The following is an 18,744-nucleotide window of genomic DNA, read 5'->3' on the forward strand; positions in this document are numbered from 1 at the left end:
GTGATAAGATAAAGTCCGTTTATCAAATTTTATTTAGTATTAATTTGGTTAAAACGAGCAAGCTTAGATGCTTTCTTGGTTAATTGCGACAAGATTGCCAAACGATTTTGACGAACTGCCTCGTCTTCAGCCATAACCATGGTATTTTCAAAGAAGGCATCAATGACTGGGCTAAGAGCAAAGAGTTGTTTCAATTGTTGACTTGCAGTACCTGATAAAACAAGCGACTCTACAGCTTCTGCCAAAGCTTTCTCTTCTTCATTCTCAAAAAGTGCTGAATCAACTGCAACAACTCCTTCTGCCTTCTCAGCCAAGTTAAAGGCACGAGAAAGTGATTCGACAGATGGTTTGAAGTCTTCTTCCTTGCTTGCTTCTACGAGAGCACTTGATGCTTCCAGCATCTCTGCTACAACAAAGTTTGATCCTGCAAGAACTGCTTCCTTGATATCTTTTGGAGTAGAGCCCATCATCTTATCAACACGAGCCTTGATAAAGTCCATAACCTCTGCTTTATTTTCATAAGTCAAGCTGTCAAATGTTAAAGCATAAAGGCTATCAATCAGCTCATCCATAGCAATGTGCCAACCAAAGGCATCCAAGATACGAACTACACCTTGAGTTGCACGACGAAGGGCATAAGGGTCATTAGAACCTGATGGAATCAAACCTACTGAGAAGAAACTCAAAATAGTGTCCAATTTGTCTGCAATGGCAAGCACTGCGCCGACTTTGCTCTTTGGAAGTTCTCCTTCAGCTGATGTAGGCATGTAGTGTTCACGAATAGCAGCTGCCACCGCTGGAGTTTCACCAGCAAGAAGGGCATATTTTTCACCCATAATTCCTTGGAGCTCGTCAAATTCACCAACCATACCTGTCAACAAGTCAAACTTGTAAATAGCAGCTGCACGGGCTAGGTCAATCGTTTCATCAGCTGACAAACCTGCTTTTTCTGCCAAGAGAATAGCAATCTGACCCGTACGAATCATGTGTTCACGAAGGGAACCGATTTTCTCATGGAAGGTCACATTGTTTAATTTCTCAACAAGGTCAGAAATAACTAATTTTTGGTCTTCACGCCAGAAGAATTCACCGTCTTCTAAGCGAGCGACCAAGACTTTTTCATTACCTTTGATGACATTTTCCAAATGCTCTGCGTTTCCGTTACGGACAGAAATGAAGTTTGGCAAGAGATTTCCATCTTGATCACGAACAACAAAGTAACGTTGGTGTTCTTTCATCGAAGTCACCAAGACTTCTTCCGGAACTTCAAGGTATTTGGCATCAAAGCTTCCCATAAAGGCAGTTGGGTATTCAACCAAGTTCAAGACTTCATTCAGTAAATCCGCATCAATTTCGATACGTACACCATGTTTTGCCTCAATTTCCTTGATTTGGTTAACAATCATTTGCTCACGTTCACGTGGATCTGCGATTACAAACTGCTTACGAAGATCTTCTTCATAGCTCAATGCTGACTGAATCTTGGTTTCTTGTCCTAAGAAACGATGGCCACGGCTCACACGCCCTCCCTTAATATCAAGGAAATCCAAATCAAACTCTTCTTCATCTAAAAGAACAGTTAAAGTGTGAACAGGACGAATGTATTCAAAGCTATTTCCAGCCCAGTGCATGCTGACAGGGAAAGTCAGTGACTTCAAGACATCCACAACACCAGGAACAATGGCTTCAACTGCTTGACCCACTTCTTCCTTGGTAACATAGACATATTCTTCACCCTTGATTTCACGGAATTCAATATCTTCAACTGTCAAGCCTTTCCCACGGACAAATCCTTGAGCTGCTTTGGTGAAGTTTCCATCACTATCCAAGGCAATTTTCTTTGCTGGTCCCTTGAAATCTTCTGTCAAATCAGACTGTTTGTCTGCAAGACCAGTTACACGAATAGCCAAACGACGTGGTGTTGAGAAGGTCTGAATAGCTTCAAAAGACAAGCGGTTTTCCTTGAGAAAGGCTGCCATTTTTTCACCTAGTTGTTTTTCACTTGGTGTGACAACATAGGCTGGTAATTCTTCAAGACCGAGTTCTACTAATAAGTTTTTTGTCATGTTTTTTCTCCGAAAATTATCTTTTTATTTTCCAGTTTGCCTTATGTGATTGGCACGCAAGCAACCAACTTCGTTGTTTCATTGCTAAAATTGGAGCCAAAAGTCTCCAATTTTGCCTAGTATCCTTAGCTTCACTAAGGATACCTTCATCACTGCGGCAACTGGTTCAGGGCTCACACTGTTCGCCCATTTTCGTAATTTGTCACTTTCTTTATTCTGCGTCTTCTGCTAAGAGTTTAGCTCTTGTTTCTTCATCTAAAAGTGGGTAACCTAGGCGTTTGCGTTCTGCGACAAAGGTTTTGGCTACGACACGGGCCAGGTTACGGATACGAGCGATATAGCCCGCGCGCTCCGTTACAGATACGGCACCACGCGCGTCAAGCAGGTTAAAGGTGTGTGAACATTTGAGAACATAGTCATAGGCAGGGTGAACCAAGCCCTCTTCCAAGGCACGACCAGCTTCTTTTTCGAACTTATCAAAGTTTTCAAGCAACATTTCTTGGTCCGAAATTTCAAATGAGTATTTTGAATGCTCGTACTCAGGCTGGATAAAGATTTCTCCGTATTTTACACCATCAGCCCATTCGATATCATAGACAGAATCAACCTCTTGGATATAAGAAGCCAAGCGTTCCAAACCATAAGTAACTTCAGCAGTCACAGGGCCAGTTGCCAATCCACCGACTTGTTGGAAATAAGTAAACTGAGTAATTTCCATCCCGTCAAGCCAAACTTCCCAACCAAGACCAGCTGAACCAGTTGATGGATTTTCCCAGTTATCCTCAACGAAACGAATATCGTGTTCCAATGGATTGATACCCAATTTTTCCAAAGACTCAAGGTAAAGCTCTTGAATATTTGATGGAGAAGGTTTCATAACTACTTGGAATTGGTGGTGTTGGTAAAGACGGTTAGGGTTTTCCCCGTAGCGACCGTCAGCAGGACGGCGTGATGGCTCTACATAAGCCGCATTCCATGGCTCAGGACCAATAGCACGAAGGAAAGTGTAAGGACTCATGGTTCCCGCACCTTTTTCATTATCATAAGCCTGCATAAGCATACAACCTTGGTCATTCCAAAATTGTTGCAAAGTCAAAATAATTTCTTGAAATGTTAATTTCTTAAACATTGTTTACTCCTTTTTATATAAATTACTTGCGACACGAGTCTGCCTCGTCGATCATACGAGGTAAGACGAGTTAGTACTGCGTCTAGCTCAGGCACTCTAGTGCTGAGTGTGAGGCAGCCCGACTGTAAGGAGGTCTCTGCCACTGACGCAGTGAAATGTTAATTTCTTAGACATTGTTTACTCCTTTAGTTTTTATATTTCTTTTTCAATTAATTTCTGCTGAACAAACCAATTCAACAAGGGAAGAGTTTTATCTGTATTTGCCCATAGATGATAAGAATCAAAGACCGCTTGTACACTACCTAGATTTTCTACCAACTTATCTACTGTCAAAAAACTGCGCCAGTATTCATAAAAAATACTTGCATAGTTCTTATCATAAGTAGAGGAACCAAAATCATTCAATGAATGCCAACCATACTTCTTCTGAAAAAGTTCTACGAGAGATTGATTACAAATTTTTTCCGCTTGAAATTCCTCTGCTGTCAAGAAATACTTGCGACTAATATATTCAACCATCCCCTCTTCGAACCAGATATAAGAGTCATAACCATCAAAATCATCTAAAAAATGCTCCGACCAATGAGCTAACTCATGTCCTACAATCTGTAAGAGGAAATTTTCAGATAAAGAATGATAGTGACTTTCTATTGCTTGAGTTTGCTGAGAACACTCGTAGTCCATCAACTGATACAAATACAACTCTTTCCAAACAGCTAAATCAGGCGTCATAACCATTCGTCTATTATTTGTATAGGCTGGAACAGCGCTTTCCCTAATAATCTGTGTAGCAGCATTAAAACTTGACCAAATAACGGCTTGCGGTAAATCACAGACTGCAAGTTCATTCTTTAAAAAAGATTGATAATCTTTCAACTTTTCAGTATTTCTTACTACAAAATCACGAAATGCAGCTAGTTGACTATCGTCTTTTACAAGATAAAGGTTTTCCACGTCTCTCCTTTCTTTCACACAATAGACTGAATAAGCAAAAGAACCGCGTCCGACAATCCTAGGTTGATTTAACCTAGGGGCGTCAGAAACGCGGTTCCACCCTAATTTATTACTTCATTGTTTTTGAAAATACTACAGAAAGTGCCAGCACTTTATTTTGCTCTACTTGGCTCCCACTATCCCAAGCTCGCTTGAAGAACGCCATAAGACTTTCTTTCCTGCATACTATTATATCAAAAATCAGAAGAATGTACAATTCTTTTTATGATTTTCTAGAAATCCATATCATCAACTCGTGGAGCACCCGACTGAACAGCTATCGTTTTTAATGTTTCTAGCTCCTCATGACTCAGTTCAATTCCAAAGCAATCAAGATTAGCTTCAATACGAGAAGCTGTGACAGATTTCGGAAGTGGTAAAAATCCTTCTGCTAAGCTCCAGGCCAAGGCTATCTGAGCAACCGATTTTCCATGATTTGCCGCGATTTCTTGGACTTCCTTACTATCAAATAGTTCTCCCTGACCAAAAGGTCCCCAAGCTTCCAATAAAATTCCTTTTTCTCGACAGTAATCTACGACTTCCTCTTGATAGACACCTGGAGCCAAACGAACTTGATTGACCGCTGGAAGAATTTTTGCTGTTTCAAGCAAGGCATCCAAATGATGGGGAAGGAAATTACTAACACCGATAGCACGGATTTTACCTTCTAGGTAAAGATCCTCCATCGCTCTCCAAACTTCTGAATTTCGGATTTTCCAGTGGTTATTTTCTCTGAGTGGTTTTGGATTTGGCCAATGAATCAAATACAAATCCAAATAATTCAAACCCAGCTTCTCTAAAGACTCTTCAAAAGCCTGACGAGCTTGCTCATAGGTGTGGTTTGTATTCCACAATTTACTGGTTACAAAAATTTCCTCACGCGGAACGCCACTATCTTGAATAGCACGACCAACGCTTTCTTCATTTTTATAAATCGCTGCCGTATCAATATGGCGATAGCCTGCCTTTAAAGCCTCTAGGACAGCTTGGTAGGCAATCTCCCCATTTTCAGCTTTCCAGGTTCCAAATCCTAGAACTGGAATTGTAACGCCATTATTTAAAGTGTAAGATTTCATTATTTTTCCTTTCTATGAGAAGAAAATCCAAAGAGCCAAATTTTCAAGGAAGACTTTTCTCTTTAGATTTTGTGTATTATTGATTGCGGTCGTAATAGAGTTGGTGAGGTTTAAGACGAGTATCTAACAAATCTGGAATTGTTACAAAGTCATAACCTTGCCCTTTCAAATAGTCAATAACCTTTGGTAAAGCATTCACTGTTTCAGCATGGATATCATGCATGAGAATAATAGAACCATTCTTGACTTCACGCTGAATTTCTGTCAAAATAGCTGCTTCATTTTTACTCTTCCAGTCCAGACTATCTACATCCCACATAATAAAACTCAAATCGAGGCTATTGCGAATGTCGTCTGTAATGGCTCCATAAGGCGGACGCATAAGTTTAGAGCTAGAACCCAACACTTTAGTTAGCGCATCCTCAGTATCAGTAATTTGTTTTTTAGCTTCATCAAGGGAAAGTTTTGAAAGCACTGGATGACTCCAACTATGGTTTCCAATAACATGGCCATCCGATTTCATGCGTTTCAAAATCTCTTCATTACCAGAAACATTCTTACCTAAAACAAAGAAAGTTGCCTTGATACCATACTTAGAAAGAGTATCTAATGCTTGATTTGTCGTTGCAGGATTTGGTCCATCATCAAAAGTCAGGGCCACTACTTTACGATTTTTCTTTTCATAATAGGCCTTATATAGCTCTGCATCCTTATCTAATAAATAAGAGGACTGAATAACTTCAAAGAAACTAGATACTGGCAAGGCAATCTCGTCTAGATTTTCAACTGTCTGACTTGGATAAAGGATAATCTGACTATCCTTATAATCAAAGTTCCATGCAGACAAGTCTTGGTCAGAGAAGGCTTTAACAACTTGATCAATCTTTTCTTGCTCCAATTTCTTATCCTGTAAAAAAGAAGTCAGTTCTTTTGTCAGCTTTTCTTTGGCTTTACTAGCATCTGAAAATAGTTGATCAAGGGTAAAAGGTTTACCATCTTCTGTCAAATGCACTTTCGCTAGACTAGTTTTTTCAGTCTCTTCAACTTTTGGCGAAGTTAAATCATAGACTTGTTTCATCACACTTCGGTTGACAATCCCTTTTAAAGTCGAATCTTGTTTCTCCGTATAATAAAAAACCAGATTTTCCTTGTCTTCCAGATTTTCCTTAATATCCTGTGTCATGATTTCTTTTACAGATGAAATCACTTGCTCCCCTTGGAGAGGATAATAGGCAATTACTTCTGCTTGTCCCTTACGAAAATGATCCTTCTGATTTCCCTCACTCAATTGATCATCTTTCTCTTTTTTGAGAGATTCAATCCTTTGTTCAAAACTTTGTTTTGTATATACTTTGTATCCAATCATTGAACCAAGGACACAAATACTTACTGAAAAGATAGCTACTAGGGCTATTAGACTCATTCTTATCTTATCGTGATTCTCACGCTTTGCTCTACTTTTATCCATAAGACCATCATATCAAATTCAAGCTATAATTTCAATGATTTTGGAGGAAATAGTATATTAAAAAATTTTTCAAAAAAAATTTTTCAAAGTCATTCTTGTAATTCAATTTCTCTAAAAAAATTCAATTGCCATTTTTGTGTTGATTGAGCCGTTGTATTTAAATTTGCGCACCAAGGCGGATAAAATCGCATGGACATTTTACCTTTGCTGTTTTTTGTCGAGAGAATTTTTTTACGAATAGCAACTTCGTTTGGAATAATAAATAGCCCCTTTTTATCATTATCGATGACAACTATAATAAGTTCAGTTCCCAAATCTTCATTGGTATAAGGAATGTTCATGTTATTTGTGTCTTTTTTCCAAAAAACTGTAAAATATCCTTCTTTTTTCGGTGTTCTTTTTGCTAAGCGGCATCTTTTATATCCTTGCTCATCCTTTATTTTGATAAGAATACCTTCATATTTTTCATTCCACTTTTCTTTAATGAACTCAAAATCACCATAAAACTCATATAGGACATCTAGTATTTTCATTATGATGTTTGTCCTCCCTTATCAAAATCAACAAAATATTCTTGATATGCGTTTTACATAATAAAAATTATGTAATGAATTTTTAGACTACAACAACAAATCTTTGACTTTCCCAATTTCACTTTTTGGAATAACAAGGTGAATCATATCACCGAGATACATTCTGGTTGAGCCGTTAACTGTTTGGCTCTTGCCATTATGAACTTGGGTGGTGATGAGTACGTTATGTGGCAAGTTGAGTTCGTGTACTTGTTTTCCTGCTATTTTATCTGAAACAGGGATTTCAATGAGGGTGACTTCTCCTTCATCTGACGCCTCTTCTGGTAGCATTTTTTCCAACATAGCCTCATAAACTGGCGCACCTTTAAGTAAGTCCATGATGATGTAGGCAACTAGGGTTACTAATCCAAGTGGCATAAGGTTGCGAATATCTCCTACCATCTCAGTTACGAGTATCATAGCAGTTAAGGGAGCCTTGGATATCGCTCCAAAATAGCCACTCATTCCCAGAATGACAAATATAGGGAATTGCTCCTGACTGACAAGTCCAAGATTGACACAAATAACACCAACTAGAGCTCCCAGTAAGGAGCCAAGCGCTAAAATTGGTAGGAAAATTCCTCCTGGAAGGCCACTTCCATAACTAATCATGCTCCAAACAAAGCGAATCAAAAAGTACGCTAATAGAACTTGAAAACTAAAATCTTGCTCAGTTAAGGAAAGAACCAGCTGATTTCCACCACCAAGGATTTGGGGTAAGAAGATTCCGACTGGTATGATGAGAATAAAAGCTAGAATTGGATAATAAGCTCTATCCAAACGGATTTTTTTACCAATCCAATCATAAACTCTGCCGACGTTGAGTACAGCTTTTTCATAGAGAAAACCAGAAAGTCCAAGAAAAACTCCCATAAGGAGGTAAATCCAATACTGATCTAGGGTCATGAGTGGGATATTGTCTGGCATATCCAGTACGGGTGTTAGGCCAAATATGAGCAGAGAAACAAAGTTTGCTACGAGACTAGCCGCTAGAGTTGAGACCCAGAAAAAGCGCGAAAAATGGTGATAGACTTCTTCTACAACAAAGAGAAGTCCTGCAATGGGAGCATTAAATGCAGCGGCTAATCCTGCTGCAGCTCCACTCGCAATCAAGGATCGTTCCTCTACTGGACTGGATTTAAGCCACTTGGCAATTCCTTTACCACCGACCGCTCCGAGTTGAATGCTTGGTCCTTCACGCCCTAGCATAAGGCCACTAGCAATAGCAAGAATTCCTAGAATATATTTTTTCCAAAGAACTCCCCACCAGTTGAGAGTCATCAATCCCTTTAATTCGGCTTCGACTTGAGGAATTCCTGAGCCTTTGATATCTTTTTCTGACCGAGTTAATTTCGCACTGAGCCAACAAACTATTAAATAAAATAGACCAATGATAAAAAGATTGCGCACTAGGTGCGCTTGTTCTTGATAAAGTCCTTGTATCAGGTGGAAGCCTTTTTCAATTAAGAAACGAAAGGATCCAACGATTATCCCAACGACAAGACCGACAATGATTCCTCGTCCAACTTGGGATAATATGGTGCTTGAGGCAAAGGCAAATTCTTTCTTGGAACTTAGTGTTTCTGACTGTTCCTCCATAATCATTCCTTCTAACTTAACTTTCTTTTTCTCCTGAAACCAGCGATTTAATGGGTTCAAAGCTGGTTCGGTGAATTGGGGTAACTCCTAGTTTATCCAGTCCTTCCAGGTGTTTAGCTGTTCCATATCCTGCATTAGTAGCGAAATCATAGCCAGGGAACTGCTGATCGTAGTCCTTCATCAATTCATCACGTGTCACCTTGGCTACTATAGAAGCTGCTGCAATTGAAAGGGAATTAGCATCTCCTTTGATGATAGATGTTTGTGAAATTGGTAAATCCAGTTTCATGGCATCTATCAAAAGGTGCTCAGGTTGAGGACTGAGCTGGGAGATTGCTTCCTTCATAGCTAGTTTGGTTGCTTCATAGATATTGACTTGGTCAATGACCTGATTATCCATGATACCAATGCCGATTGACAAGGCTTGATCTTGAACGGCTTGATAAATTTCTAGATGTTTCTTTTTAGGAATTTTCTTGCTGTCGTTGAGACCTTTAATTTTACAATTTTGAGGTAAAATAACGGCTGCAGCAACTACTGGCCCAGCCAGAGGACCTCGGCCGACCTCATCAACACCAGCAATTAAGGTCAATCCTTGCTTATAAAGTTCTTTTTCATAAGAAAGCATGGATTCCAAGCGCAAATTTTCATCTAATTCAGCTTGAATGGCTTTTTTACGCTTGCTGATTTCCTTTTGAACTCCAGAACGATTATCCTGCTCGAGTTCTAAAAAAATAGGGTTTTCTAACTCCTTGACCGTAGCAAGGAGTTCTTTGATTTCTTTAATCGTCGCCATCGAGGTCTTCCAATGTATCTAAGGTATAGTTACCGAGTTTGCCATCGCGGACTTCCTTCACGAAGAGACTGTAAAAGCGGTCATAGTCATCACGGAAACCGAGGGCACGGGTCATGTCCATAATAATAACAGGCGCTTCTTCCTCAATTTTCATTCGTTTGAAGCGTTCAGCCAGCTTTTCTGGATAATGTTCTTTGAAATAATTGAGACCAAAAATAGTTACCTCATCCATAGGAAGCAACTGGTCTTTAATAGCTCCAGTCAAGGCCAACTTAAGCGCAACAGTTTCATCCTCAAACTTAGGCCAAAGAATCCCCGGTGTGTCTAGGATTTCAAGGTCCTTATTAGTTTTGAGCCATTGTTGTCCCTTGGTAACCCCTGGTTTATTGCCGACAACGGCAATTTTCTTACCAGCTAAACGGTTCATGAGAGTTGATTTACCAGCATTTGGAATCCCAATAATCATGGTACGCAAGGTTTCAATCTGAATTCCACGTTCTTTTTGGCGAGCAATCTTATCAGCCATGAGTTTTTTTGCCGCATCTGTTACAACTTTTACAGTCACTTGCTCTTTGGAGTTGATAGCCAGAGTCTGGATTCCTTGTGATTCAAAATACTGACGCCATTCTTTGGTCATTGCTGGATCGGCCAAGTCTGCTTTGTTTAAAATCAAGAGTTTTGGTTTGTCACCAACAATTTTTGCCAACATAGGATTTTGACTAGATAGAGGTAAGCGTGCATCCACCAAAATCGTCACAAAATCAACAAATTTTAAATTTTCCTGAACCTGTCGACGTGCTTTAGACATGTGACCAGGAAACCATTGAATAGTAGCCATTGAGTTTTTTTCCTTTCGTAGCAAGGGTTTAGAGCCCCTATTTTATTTTACTATTGTCTAAACACCAAGCGAACACCAAAACTACCATGCAATGGAAAAACCTCTGATTTGATTCTCACTTGATTTCACAATCTTTATATCAAACTGTGGGTGGTATTTGACAATATCTTTTTTGATTTTTAATAGTAAATTTGAAACAATATTTTTAGGTGAGTAACGTGGACTAAGATGTAACAAGTCTTTGAACTCATCAACACTTAATTCTACTTTATTGCTATTATCACTAGTTTCAATGAATTTTTCAATCATTCTGGAATATTTACAGGTATAACTTTTCAATTCTTCAAAATGGAAATTGTGATTTTCTACAAATTGATTTAAGGCTTTTACAGTATTTTCTTGTGAACGATTTATATTATGTGTATAGCCCATTGTTGTCTCAAAGTTAGCGTGTCCTACTCTAGTCATAATATCTTTCACTGCTATGTGCATCTCATTACTTTGAAGGTAACTAATATGCATATGCCTAAACGAATGGGGAGTAACATGTTTTACCCACTTAAAACCATAGTCACTTAAACAATTTGTCAATAATTTTCCTTCTATTCGTTTCAAAATTTGACGAAAAGTGCTTGATGTTATTGGAGAGCCGTATTCTGTTCTAAATACACTTTCAGAATGTGTAAAAGCAGGACAGGGATGTTTCTCCATATAAGCATCAAACTCTTTATTTCTCTGTATTGCCCTTTTAATAGCTTCGCTTGCAGCTTCAGGCAAAGCTACTTCTCTAATTGAATTGAGTGTTTTAGTTGTATCAAAATGAAATTGCTCAACTTTTAAACAATGATATTGAAGTGCCTTATCAATATGCAAGATTCCTTTTTCAAAATCAATATCTGATGGTAAAAATGCTGCTTCACTAATTCGAATACCTGTAAGCAACAATACTATAGCAAGATCATAATAGTTTGCATTTCTGCATTGGCGTAATACATCAAAAAATGCATGTAATTCATGGATTTCTAGAAATTTAGAATCATGTCTTTCTTTTGCTTTACGTCTTTTTTCTAGTGAAATATCTAGTTTTACCGCAGTCATTGGAGAAAACTTAATGACATTATATAACACACCATGATTAAAAATCTTATTACAAGTACTTTTTATATGAGTCATTGTTGAAGGCGATGCATCATACATTTCTAAATATTTATTGAGACTATTTTTCATCAGAAGTGGAGTAATCCTGTCTAACAAAAAATCATCTCCTATAATTTTCCCAAGACGCTTTATAACCAGTAGTTCTCTCTGAATTGTTTGTGGTTTAACAGAGACACACCAAGTCTGAAACCAATTTTCTTTTAACTCTCCAAATGTTGTAATCAGTTCAGGGCTAAATTGACTTTCAAATGAAGTAGTTAGTCTATCTATTTTATCAAGAACCTCTCTTTCAGCTTGTTTCCTCGCCCTACTAGTATTCTTAGTATAACTTACAGTTACTGATTTCCACTTTCCTGTTAGTGGATCTTTGTACTTTTCAACCACTTGATATAAGGGTTGCCCTTTTGAATTTGTTTTAGTTACATAATACATAATTTAATTCCTCTTAACTCTTAAAAAGAAATAAATCATTGTTGTATAGAATAAATAACTACCCTATATTATACCATGACTTCCTTATTTTGTCCGCTTTTGCTTCCATCTTAAGAAACTTTCAAATCCTTCTAGATTAATGAAAACAAGTTTATGGGTTGGGTTAATTACATACATGGAAAATGATCTGTTTTCTCGCATTTCTTTAATCCATCTGTTTAATGTATATTGATTTAAACCATCCCATCTTTTTAGAATTCCTTTTTTATCAGCCCATTCTGCAATGGAATTTTCGACAGATATATATTTTATATTCATGTCATCATCCTTCCTAAAAAATATTTTCTCCTCCATGGTATGACTGATGAAGTCATCATAAGAATTTCACTTGCTGCTCTTTTACGTTGGCAGCCTGAACGGTCAGAAGTATCATTGTATATCATTTGTATCATGGCATATAAAGTATCGCTCTATTTTATTGATGGTTTTAAAATCGCTCTTATCATGGCGAGCCATTCAAATTTGCTCCACAAATGAGGAAAGTACCATTTTGGACTATTCAATTGTCAATGTGCTTTCTTAACCTACTACTTTTTGGAGTAATGGTCTTCTTTATTATCAACTCGACCTACAAGGTAGTCTAGACTCACCTTATAAAAATCTGCAAGTTTGATAAGGTCATTTATAGAGATTAACCTGCTACCAGCTTCCATTTTAGAATAAGCTGATCTTGTACAATTCAAAACGATTTTCGCAATATATTCTTGTGTCAAATCATCATCTTCACGTAAATCTCTAATCCTTTTCAACATTTGTTGTCTCCTAAAACAAGTATAATATAGTTATTTTCTTATTTTTAAATATGTGACAAATTGGCACATGAAACTATTCTATATATACTTTTTAGGAACCATATACTTATTAGGAAACTGTTTACTCTAAATGTATCTCATTTTCTTCAATAGATTTCATATTTTGTTTTTTCTTATATTTCTTTATTGTTTTATTAAACATTTCAAATAAATTTATTGCTTCTCTATGTTGTTCCTTCAGTGTTTCAATCTTTCCTTTATATCTGTATAAATCCTTCTCTATTGTATCTACTGAACTTTTACCTTGAATACTATTTGCTAAATTGTTAGAACTATTTGTCGTATTATTCAACAATACTTCCTCTAAACTAGTTAAATCATCAATTCTATTTTGGACTTGTTCAATCATATTCTCTAGATATGATATTTGGGCAATGAAATCATTTGTTATATCTTCAAAATCATTCGGACTATTTTCCGCAGATATAAGAAAATCTAATTGTTCTATTTTTTCTTTAATTTTGCTAAGAGGAATTCTTCTATACATATACTGTGGTTCATACTGAAGATTAAATTGTCTAATCAAAGTTTTACCTTTAATAAAGCGATTTTTTTCTGCTAAATCTTTATGGTATACATAGTAAGAACTAGTTTCTCTGATAAATACTTTAACTTTTTCCTCTTCCATATTGATCTGAATATTTGGTACAAAAATAAGTCCTTCTTGTCGGATGCCAAACTGTACCTTAATGTACATTCCATCGTCCACTACTTCTTCTATTTGATTAAGATTCAACTCTACCTCAAACTCATGAACTGCATCCCTATTTCTCTTGAAATCTTGATAGGATTTCCATACCACCTCTTCTGTCGGCAACTCTTTTTCTTTAATTAGCTTTTCTTCATTGTAAACTTCAACTAAATTTTTAGTATCTAAGACAACAGTTTCATTTTTGTTATTAAAATAGTCTTGAAAATAACTAACACTATACCGATTCGTTTTTACCAATTCCTGCTCTGAAAGCTTAATCCCATCAAATTCAAATAGAACATGTTTTTCTTTCGGAATTATTTTTAATCCAAAAAATTCTGCTCGTTGAATCAATTCATTCATATTCTTCATTTTCGGAAGCAAAAATTCTAAGATGTTTATGATTTCCCTTTGAACAAACTTTTTCTTAAAATAAGTTTCATCATAAGGTTGTTTTCTACTCAATTTACTATCACGTACGACTTGTTTCATATTTGAATCAGTCATAAAAAAAGTAACATGCTTGTGTCTAAAATCAATTTTTAAATGTAAAGCTTTTGCTTTTTTCTTGAAATCTTCAAAATTTTTCGAGTTCTCGATTAGAAAATATACTCGTTGTTTTATTTCATATTTGTAATTTGTTTTGCGATAAACTTCATACTGACGATGCGAATAACGATTTTCTATAATTTTTGCCCCTGCAATTTTTGAAAGACGATCAGAAACCATTCGTAGATTATGTTCTGACTTATAATTCCATAGAAACTTTTTATCAGAATTCTGATCAATTGAATTTAGAATGATGTGATTGTGGATATGATCTTTATCGACATGAGTTGCTACAATGAAACGAAATCTACCTCCTGTCAACTCTTTAACTGTCTCATAACCAATCCGATTGATTTGTTCGGGAGTAAGATGGTCATCTGGAGAAAAGGACTGAATGATGTGATGAGAATGAATTTTTCGTTGATTTACTTCTTGCCTATCATGACGAAATTCATAAAGAGTATCATTACTTAAAAAATTATCATTGTACATCCTCACTAGTTCTTTATAACTAGGAAAATCTAAATAATTTCTCATACCAAAATCTGAAACTAGTGTTAGATTTTTTGTTTTACTTGGATTCAAAATATATTTGATTAGTTTGCTACGATAATTTTTTCCATGAATCGCAAAGTGTTTAGTGATGACCATAAAATTTCCTCAATTTTTCAGATTGAATAAGAAAATCTTTCTCCACTTCTACTATTAACTCTTCTATACCTTTTCTCAACTCATTTAATTCAACTTCCGTTATTAAATTCGAATAATTTATGCTTCTGGCTATTTGATTAATATTATTTCCGATTCGTTTTAATTCAAAAATCAAATCTTGATAACTATTTGTATCAATGGTGATAAAATTCATACCAGGATCTAGTAGAGTTCGTCTAGCATATTCTGAGAATGATAAGCAGTTGCTTTTTGAGATATTTTCATTCAATTTGACTAATTCTAGGTCAGATAAAAAGACTTTTTTTAAATTTGTTCTATATCGGTGCTCCACTCTACTACCTCATGTATTTGTTACGAAAATTTTCACTAAGAAGACTTGTTTTTTCTACTTCTTTAATCAATTCCTGAATACAAGTTAACAAAATAGAAACATGTTCTTGAGTAACCTGATGATTTATTTTAGCAATTATTAATATTTCATAAACATCACGGCTAATTTGTTCCAACTTTTGTTTTTTCCAAAGGTTGAACCATTTTTCCATCTGTTGTTGTCCATCAGACAATAGTAAGCTTTTACGGAGAAAATCAGAAAAATTATCCTCTCCTTTCTCTCTCATTAAATCTAGTATTTGTTTTTCTTCCGTTTCTGTTAAGCGAAATTGTTTCCGAATACTACGTATATCTCTTTTCATATGACTTTTCCTCCTTCATTGATACCTGTACTGACAATGTAAGCTTACAGACACTGTCAGTACATTTTTCAAAATATCTTCAACGTTTTTGTAAGGCTTTGCGAGCTCAGATATTGTGTCCACAATATTCCAAAAATCATATCGCCTGCCATTTCAAACCTCACTGTTCAAAAAACAAACGATATGAAAATGTGGTGGCACGCCCCCAAACCCCCAAGATAAATCTAAATTAAAAAAAGTATAACAAATACTTTTTGATAAAATTATCACAGAAAAAAGAGCCCTATCGGACTCTTACAAACTAAAACAATGTCTCTGATATTCATACTGTCTAATGCCACTACTGTCTTTGTTCATCTTGATAGAAAAAACAAAATAATGGTCACGACCGTCTAAAGATTTGCTTTTGTTAAGTTTAAAATAATGTTTTTGAGACATAGCCATTGTGCGTAAAATGTCATCAGTGATAAATGTTAATGGAATGTCTAGAGCAGAGTACTTGTAAAAATCTGATTCAAACCGTAAATAAGAATCAGAAAAATAATCTAGCTGCAATTTATCGTCATATAATTCTTTACGATTCATGTAATTCCTCACCTTCTATCTGGATACCAAGTATATCTAACCATTCTAATCGAAGAAATCCAATGTCTGATTTTATAGATATAAACTCTTTCCCAATTTCTTTAACAATACCCGATACTACTTTTCTTCTATTTGAGTGCTTAAAAATAAACGTTGCAGGGAATGTATTCGTATAAAGTTGACGAACAAGTAAAACCTTCTCTTCCATTGATAAAGTAATTGAGACATCTTCTTTATTTTTTTCTTCCCAAAGAGAACTTGAATGTTCTGACAAAAAGAATCCCATCCACTTAGCCATCCCACGATCTTGATACTCTCTTGCAAATAAAAACGGCAAATAAGAACGATTCATCATTTTAGCCCATCTAATCCTCCAGCTGAATGACCACCAATGAGTTTACTTCTTGCAATTGTTCTAGAAGCCTGATCCAGGGCATTTCCTTTCAATAGTGAAGTAAAACCAAATTCTGTTCGAATAGCATCGATTGCGGACTGGAGCCTTTCTTCTTTTTCTATTTTTTCAATATCATCAAATAATGAAATCAATCCAAAGGATTCATCTACTAAACCAGAATAGTTAACCGCAACATTCCTAATAGCTCCTGAAGTATATTTAGTGTGAAATAACTTTAAAACGTAGTTTGTCAGTAGTGCTGTTTGATTGGTCGGTTCAATCTTCATTTGAGTATGAATAGATCGTTTCTGTTCCACTTTAGAATATCCTAAGTGTATAGAAACCACAGTCGCTTTTTTACCAGCTCTTCTCAATCTAACTGCAACTTGTTCTGCCATCTCACGAAGTATGATCTCAATATCTCTTTGTTTAATATAATCTCTTGGTAAAACTTGAGAGTTCCCTATCCCTTTTGACTTCGGCTTATAAGGTTTATGAACATTGCTTTCATCAATACCATTAGCGTGAAACCACAACTCTAGTCCCATAATCCCAAGCTCTTTTTTAATCAAGTCAGGATTAGCCTGTGCCAATTCTTTAATCGAAAAGATACTTAGATGATGTAATTTCTTCTCCATTCTATTTCCAATTCCCCAGAAATCTGTCATTTTAGGAATAGCCCATACTTTCTTTTCTATATCCTCATAGGACCAATTAGCTCTCATTGTCGGAGTCTTTTTAGCTTCATTATCTAGTGCTAACTTAGCTAATAAGGGATTGGCATTAGACATGCCTACCGTTGAATAGATTCCTGTTTTTCTCCAAATCTTTTTTTGAATAGCAGCCGAGATAATATCTAATTTATCTTTCCGACTAATACTTTTATCTGGCACAAAATAATTTAATGAACTTGTTAAATCAATAAATCCTTCATCGATTGAGTAGGGATAAATATCGTCTGGTGCCGCAAAATCTTGAAAAATTTTTTGAATTTCCATATTGACTGCTATATAAGTATCCATTCTCGGAGGAACAATCACGGTTGATTTTGCCCATTCCTCAATATAACGAACATAATCTATCGTTGTTGGTAAACCTTGCTTCTTAGCGTTATAGTAAGAGAACTTCCTAGTTTTTACATCAAATGGTAAATCATAGGAACGTCCAACGTTTGATTTTCCAAAGACCTTTTTAAACATAGGAGAGGAAGCAAGGATTAACCCGGCAGAATTATCTGCACGACTCATAACACAAAGCGAAGTCTTAAGTGGATGTAAGCCTCTATCGACACACTCTACACTTGCGTAAAAAGATTTCATATCAATAAATGCAATGTCACTCTTTGGTTCGAGACTATAATCAAACCAAGTCATACTCAATCCTCTAAAGGCATAAAGTTTCCAACGATTTTCCCTATGATACGAGGATTCTCATCATAAGGCGCAAAATTATCTGAATAGTTCCGATTGAGTGAAACTAATCGAAGCCCATTTTCTTCACGATACACTTTCTTAATATAGGTTTGACCATCCCAATCTATCGCATAGATAGACCCGTCATAATCAAAGCCCGTTTGCTTAATAAGAGCTACCGAACCATTTTCATATGTCGGTTCCATTGAATCCCCAAACACCCACGATGCAAAATCATAATCAAATTGATGATTAAAGTAAACAGTATCGTAATTACCATCATCAAAATAAGCTGTTCCGGTACCAGCTGATAATTTTTCATAAACTTTATAAGCAAAACGCTCAGGAATGTCTACAACCTTGGCATTCTGTTTGTTCAACAGTTCTGTAGCATAATTAAGTGTTGCTTCTTGATTCCTTTCCGTTAGTTTGAGATAGGTTTCAACTATTTCATACTCTGATTCAAAATATCGAAGATCTACATTCAAAATCTCACTCAATTTGCTTAAATTGTTTTGATTAGGCTTTGTTTTACCTGATTCCCAATTAAAGTATGAGGCTCTACTAATTCCCAAACTGGATGCAAGTTGAGATTGAGATAATACTTGACTTTCTCTTTTTCTTTTTAATTTAGTAGGTGAAAACATTTGTTCTCCTTTTTGTAAGTTTATTAACTAACAAAAGAATACCATAGCTGATAGAAAAAATCAATAGTTTAATGAAAAAGCGGCTGGGTAAAAATTCAATTTC

General features: G+C 36.0%; 19 protein-coding genes. All 19 read right to left on the minus strand.

Annotated features, from left to right (window positions below; genetic code table 11):
* Positions 1–29: 29 nt before the first annotated feature.
* A complete protein-coding gene (gene glyS, locus ACAM22_RS04575; RefSeq protein WP_261053934.1) occupies positions 30–2,066 on the minus strand; it encodes a glycine--tRNA ligase subunit beta in 2,037 nt (678 codons plus the stop codon).
* Positions 2,067–2,277: 211 nt separating this feature from the next.
* Entirely contained in the window at positions 2,278–3,195 is a 918-nt protein-coding gene (glyQ, locus tag ACAM22_RS04580) for a glycine--tRNA ligase subunit alpha (protein WP_138030351.1), read from the minus strand.
* A gap of 192 nt (positions 3,196–3,387) precedes the next feature.
* Positions 3,388–4,149: an elongation factor Tu gene (locus tag ACAM22_RS04585; RefSeq protein ID WP_261053951.1), complete on the minus strand. Its 762-nt coding sequence runs from the start codon at positions 4,147–4,149 to the stop codon at positions 3,388–3,390.
* A gap of 272 nt (positions 4,150–4,421) precedes the next feature.
* Positions 4,422–5,264, minus strand: a complete 843-nt coding sequence (locus tag ACAM22_RS04590; RefSeq protein WP_369607007.1) for an aldo/keto reductase — start codon at positions 5,262–5,264, stop codon at positions 4,422–4,424.
* A gap of 76 nt (positions 5,265–5,340) precedes the next feature.
* Positions 5,341–6,732, minus strand: coding sequence for a peptidoglycan-N-acetylglucosamine deacetylase PgdA (gene pgdA, locus ACAM22_RS04595; RefSeq protein WP_369607008.1), 1,392 nt, complete (start codon positions 6,730–6,732; stop codon positions 5,341–5,343).
* A gap of 89 nt (positions 6,733–6,821) precedes the next feature.
* A complete protein-coding gene (locus ACAM22_RS04600; protein WP_261053962.1) occupies positions 6,822–7,265 on the minus strand; it encodes a MepB family protein in 444 nt (147 codons plus the stop codon).
* An 87-nt stretch (positions 7,266–7,352) separates the two neighbouring features.
* Positions 7,353–8,903 (minus strand): chloride channel protein, encoded by a 1,551-nt coding sequence (locus tag ACAM22_RS04605; protein ID WP_265472101.1) that lies wholly within the window; start codon positions 8,901–8,903, stop codon positions 7,353–7,355.
* Between the two features lie 16 nt (positions 8,904–8,919).
* Complete coding sequence (locus ACAM22_RS04610; RefSeq protein WP_261053967.1) at positions 8,920–9,699, minus strand: ribonuclease HII; 780 nt, start codon at positions 9,697–9,699, stop codon at positions 8,920–8,922.
* A complete protein-coding gene (ylqF, locus tag ACAM22_RS04615; protein ID WP_261053970.1) occupies positions 9,686–10,537 on the minus strand; it encodes a ribosome biogenesis GTPase YlqF in 852 nt (283 codons plus the stop codon). The genes ACAM22_RS04610 and ylqF overlap by 14 nt, the downstream gene beginning before the upstream one ends.
* An 81-nt stretch (positions 10,538–10,618) precedes the next feature.
* On the minus strand, positions 10,619–12,127 hold the full coding sequence (locus ACAM22_RS04620) for a site-specific integrase (RefSeq protein WP_153193394.1): 1,509 nt from the start codon (positions 12,125–12,127) through the stop codon (positions 10,619–10,621).
* 84 nt (positions 12,128–12,211) lie between these two features.
* Positions 12,212–12,445: a hypothetical protein gene (locus ACAM22_RS04625; protein ID WP_001022844.1), complete on the minus strand. Its 234-nt coding sequence runs from the start codon at positions 12,443–12,445 to the stop codon at positions 12,212–12,214.
* A gap of 269 nt (positions 12,446–12,714) precedes the next feature.
* Positions 12,715–12,939, minus strand: a complete 225-nt coding sequence (locus ACAM22_RS04630; protein ID WP_004261340.1) for a helix-turn-helix domain-containing protein — start codon at positions 12,937–12,939, stop codon at positions 12,715–12,717.
* A gap of 121 nt (positions 12,940–13,060) precedes the next feature.
* Positions 13,061–14,890 carry an SAG1250 family conjugative relaxase gene (locus tag ACAM22_RS04635; protein ID WP_153193390.1) on the minus strand — a complete coding sequence of 610 codons (1,830 nt, stop codon included), beginning with the start codon at positions 14,888–14,890 and terminating at the stop codon, positions 13,061–13,063.
* Positions 14,877–15,242, minus strand: coding sequence for a MobC family plasmid mobilization relaxosome protein (locus tag ACAM22_RS04640; RefSeq protein WP_000401235.1), 366 nt, complete (start codon positions 15,240–15,242; stop codon positions 14,877–14,879). Before ACAM22_RS04640 ends, ACAM22_RS04635 begins: the two co-directional genes overlap by 14 nt.
* A gap of 4 nt (positions 15,243–15,246) precedes the next feature.
* A complete protein-coding gene (locus ACAM22_RS04645) occupies positions 15,247–15,603 on the minus strand; it encodes an SAG1252 family conjugative relaxosome accessory protein (protein ID WP_049474970.1) in 357 nt (118 codons plus the stop codon).
* A gap of 294 nt (positions 15,604–15,897) precedes the next feature.
* Entirely contained in the window at positions 15,898–16,188 is a 291-nt protein-coding gene (locus ACAM22_RS04650) for a DUF5960 family protein (protein ID WP_001080186.1), read from the minus strand.
* Positions 16,178–16,543: a hypothetical protein gene (locus ACAM22_RS04655; RefSeq protein WP_049474971.1), complete on the minus strand. Its 366-nt coding sequence runs from the start codon at positions 16,541–16,543 to the stop codon at positions 16,178–16,180. The genes ACAM22_RS04650 and ACAM22_RS04655 overlap by 11 nt, the downstream gene beginning before the upstream one ends.
* Entirely contained in the window at positions 16,540–17,955 is a 1,416-nt protein-coding gene (locus tag ACAM22_RS04660) for a Y-family DNA polymerase (protein ID WP_049474972.1), read from the minus strand. The genes ACAM22_RS04655 and ACAM22_RS04660 overlap by 4 nt, the downstream gene beginning before the upstream one ends.
* Positions 17,956–17,957: 2 nt before the next feature.
* Complete coding sequence (locus ACAM22_RS04665) at positions 17,958–18,641, minus strand: helix-turn-helix transcriptional regulator (protein ID WP_049474973.1); 684 nt, start codon at positions 18,639–18,641, stop codon at positions 17,958–17,960.
* Between the last annotated feature and the right edge of the window lie 103 nt (positions 18,642–18,744).

This window comes from Streptococcus sp. SN-1, from assembly GCF_041154385.1.
GTDB classification, from domain to species: Bacteria; Bacillota; Bacilli; order Lactobacillales; family Streptococcaceae; genus Streptococcus; species Streptococcus mitis_CT.

Excerpts from the sequence above, each read along its gene's own strand:
- glyS (WP_261053934.1), bottom strand. The coding sequence starts at position 2,066 with ATGACAAAAAACTTATTAGTAGAACTCGGTCTTGAAGAATTACCAGCC.
- glyQ (WP_138030351.1), bottom strand. The coding sequence starts at position 3,195 with ATGTTTAAGAAATTAACATTTCAAGAAATTATTTTGACTTTGCAACAA.
- ACAM22_RS04590 (WP_369607007.1), bottom strand. The coding sequence starts at position 5,264 with ATGAAATCTTACACTTTAAATAATGGCGTTACAATTCCAGTTCTAGGA.
- pgdA (WP_369607008.1), bottom strand. The coding sequence starts at position 6,732 with ATGGATAAAAGTAGAGCAAAGCGTGAGAATCACGATAAGATAAGAATG.
- ACAM22_RS04600 (WP_261053962.1), bottom strand. The coding sequence starts at position 7,265 with ATGAAAATACTAGATGTCCTATATGAGTTTTATGGTGATTTTGAGTTC.
- ACAM22_RS04605 (WP_265472101.1), bottom strand. The coding sequence starts at position 8,903 with ATGGAGGAACAGTCAGAAACACTAAGTTCCAAGAAAGAATTTGCCTTT.
- ACAM22_RS04610 (WP_261053967.1), bottom strand. The coding sequence starts at position 9,699 with ATGGCGACGATTAAAGAAATCAAAGAACTCCTTGCTACGGTCAAGGAG.
- ylqF (WP_261053970.1), bottom strand. The coding sequence starts at position 10,537 with ATGGCTACTATTCAATGGTTTCCTGGTCACATGTCTAAAGCACGTCGA.
- ACAM22_RS04620 (WP_153193394.1), bottom strand. The coding sequence starts at position 12,127 with ATGTATTATGTAACTAAAACAAATTCAAAAGGGCAACCCTTATATCAA.
- ACAM22_RS04625 (WP_001022844.1), bottom strand. The coding sequence starts at position 12,445 with ATGAATATAAAATATATATCTGTCGAAAATTCCATTGCAGAATGGGCT.
- ACAM22_RS04630 (WP_004261340.1), bottom strand. The coding sequence starts at position 12,939 with ATGTTGAAAAGGATTAGAGATTTACGTGAAGATGATGATTTGACACAA.
- ACAM22_RS04635 (WP_153193390.1), bottom strand. The coding sequence starts at position 14,890 with ATGGTCATCACTAAACACTTTGCGATTCATGGAAAAAATTATCGTAGC.
- ACAM22_RS04645 (WP_049474970.1), bottom strand. The coding sequence starts at position 15,603 with ATGAAAAGAGATATACGTAGTATTCGGAAACAATTTCGCTTAACAGAA.
- ACAM22_RS04650 (WP_001080186.1), bottom strand. The coding sequence starts at position 16,188 with ATGAATCGTAAAGAATTATATGACGATAAATTGCAGCTAGATTATTTT.
- ACAM22_RS04655 (WP_049474971.1), bottom strand. The coding sequence starts at position 16,543 with ATGATGAATCGTTCTTATTTGCCGTTTTTATTTGCAAGAGAGTATCAA.
- ACAM22_RS04660 (WP_049474972.1), bottom strand. The coding sequence starts at position 17,955 with ATGACTTGGTTTGATTATAGTCTCGAACCAAAGAGTGACATTGCATTT.
- ACAM22_RS04665 (WP_049474973.1), bottom strand. The coding sequence starts at position 18,641 with ATGTTTTCACCTACTAAATTAAAAAGAAAAAGAGAAAGTCAAGTATTA.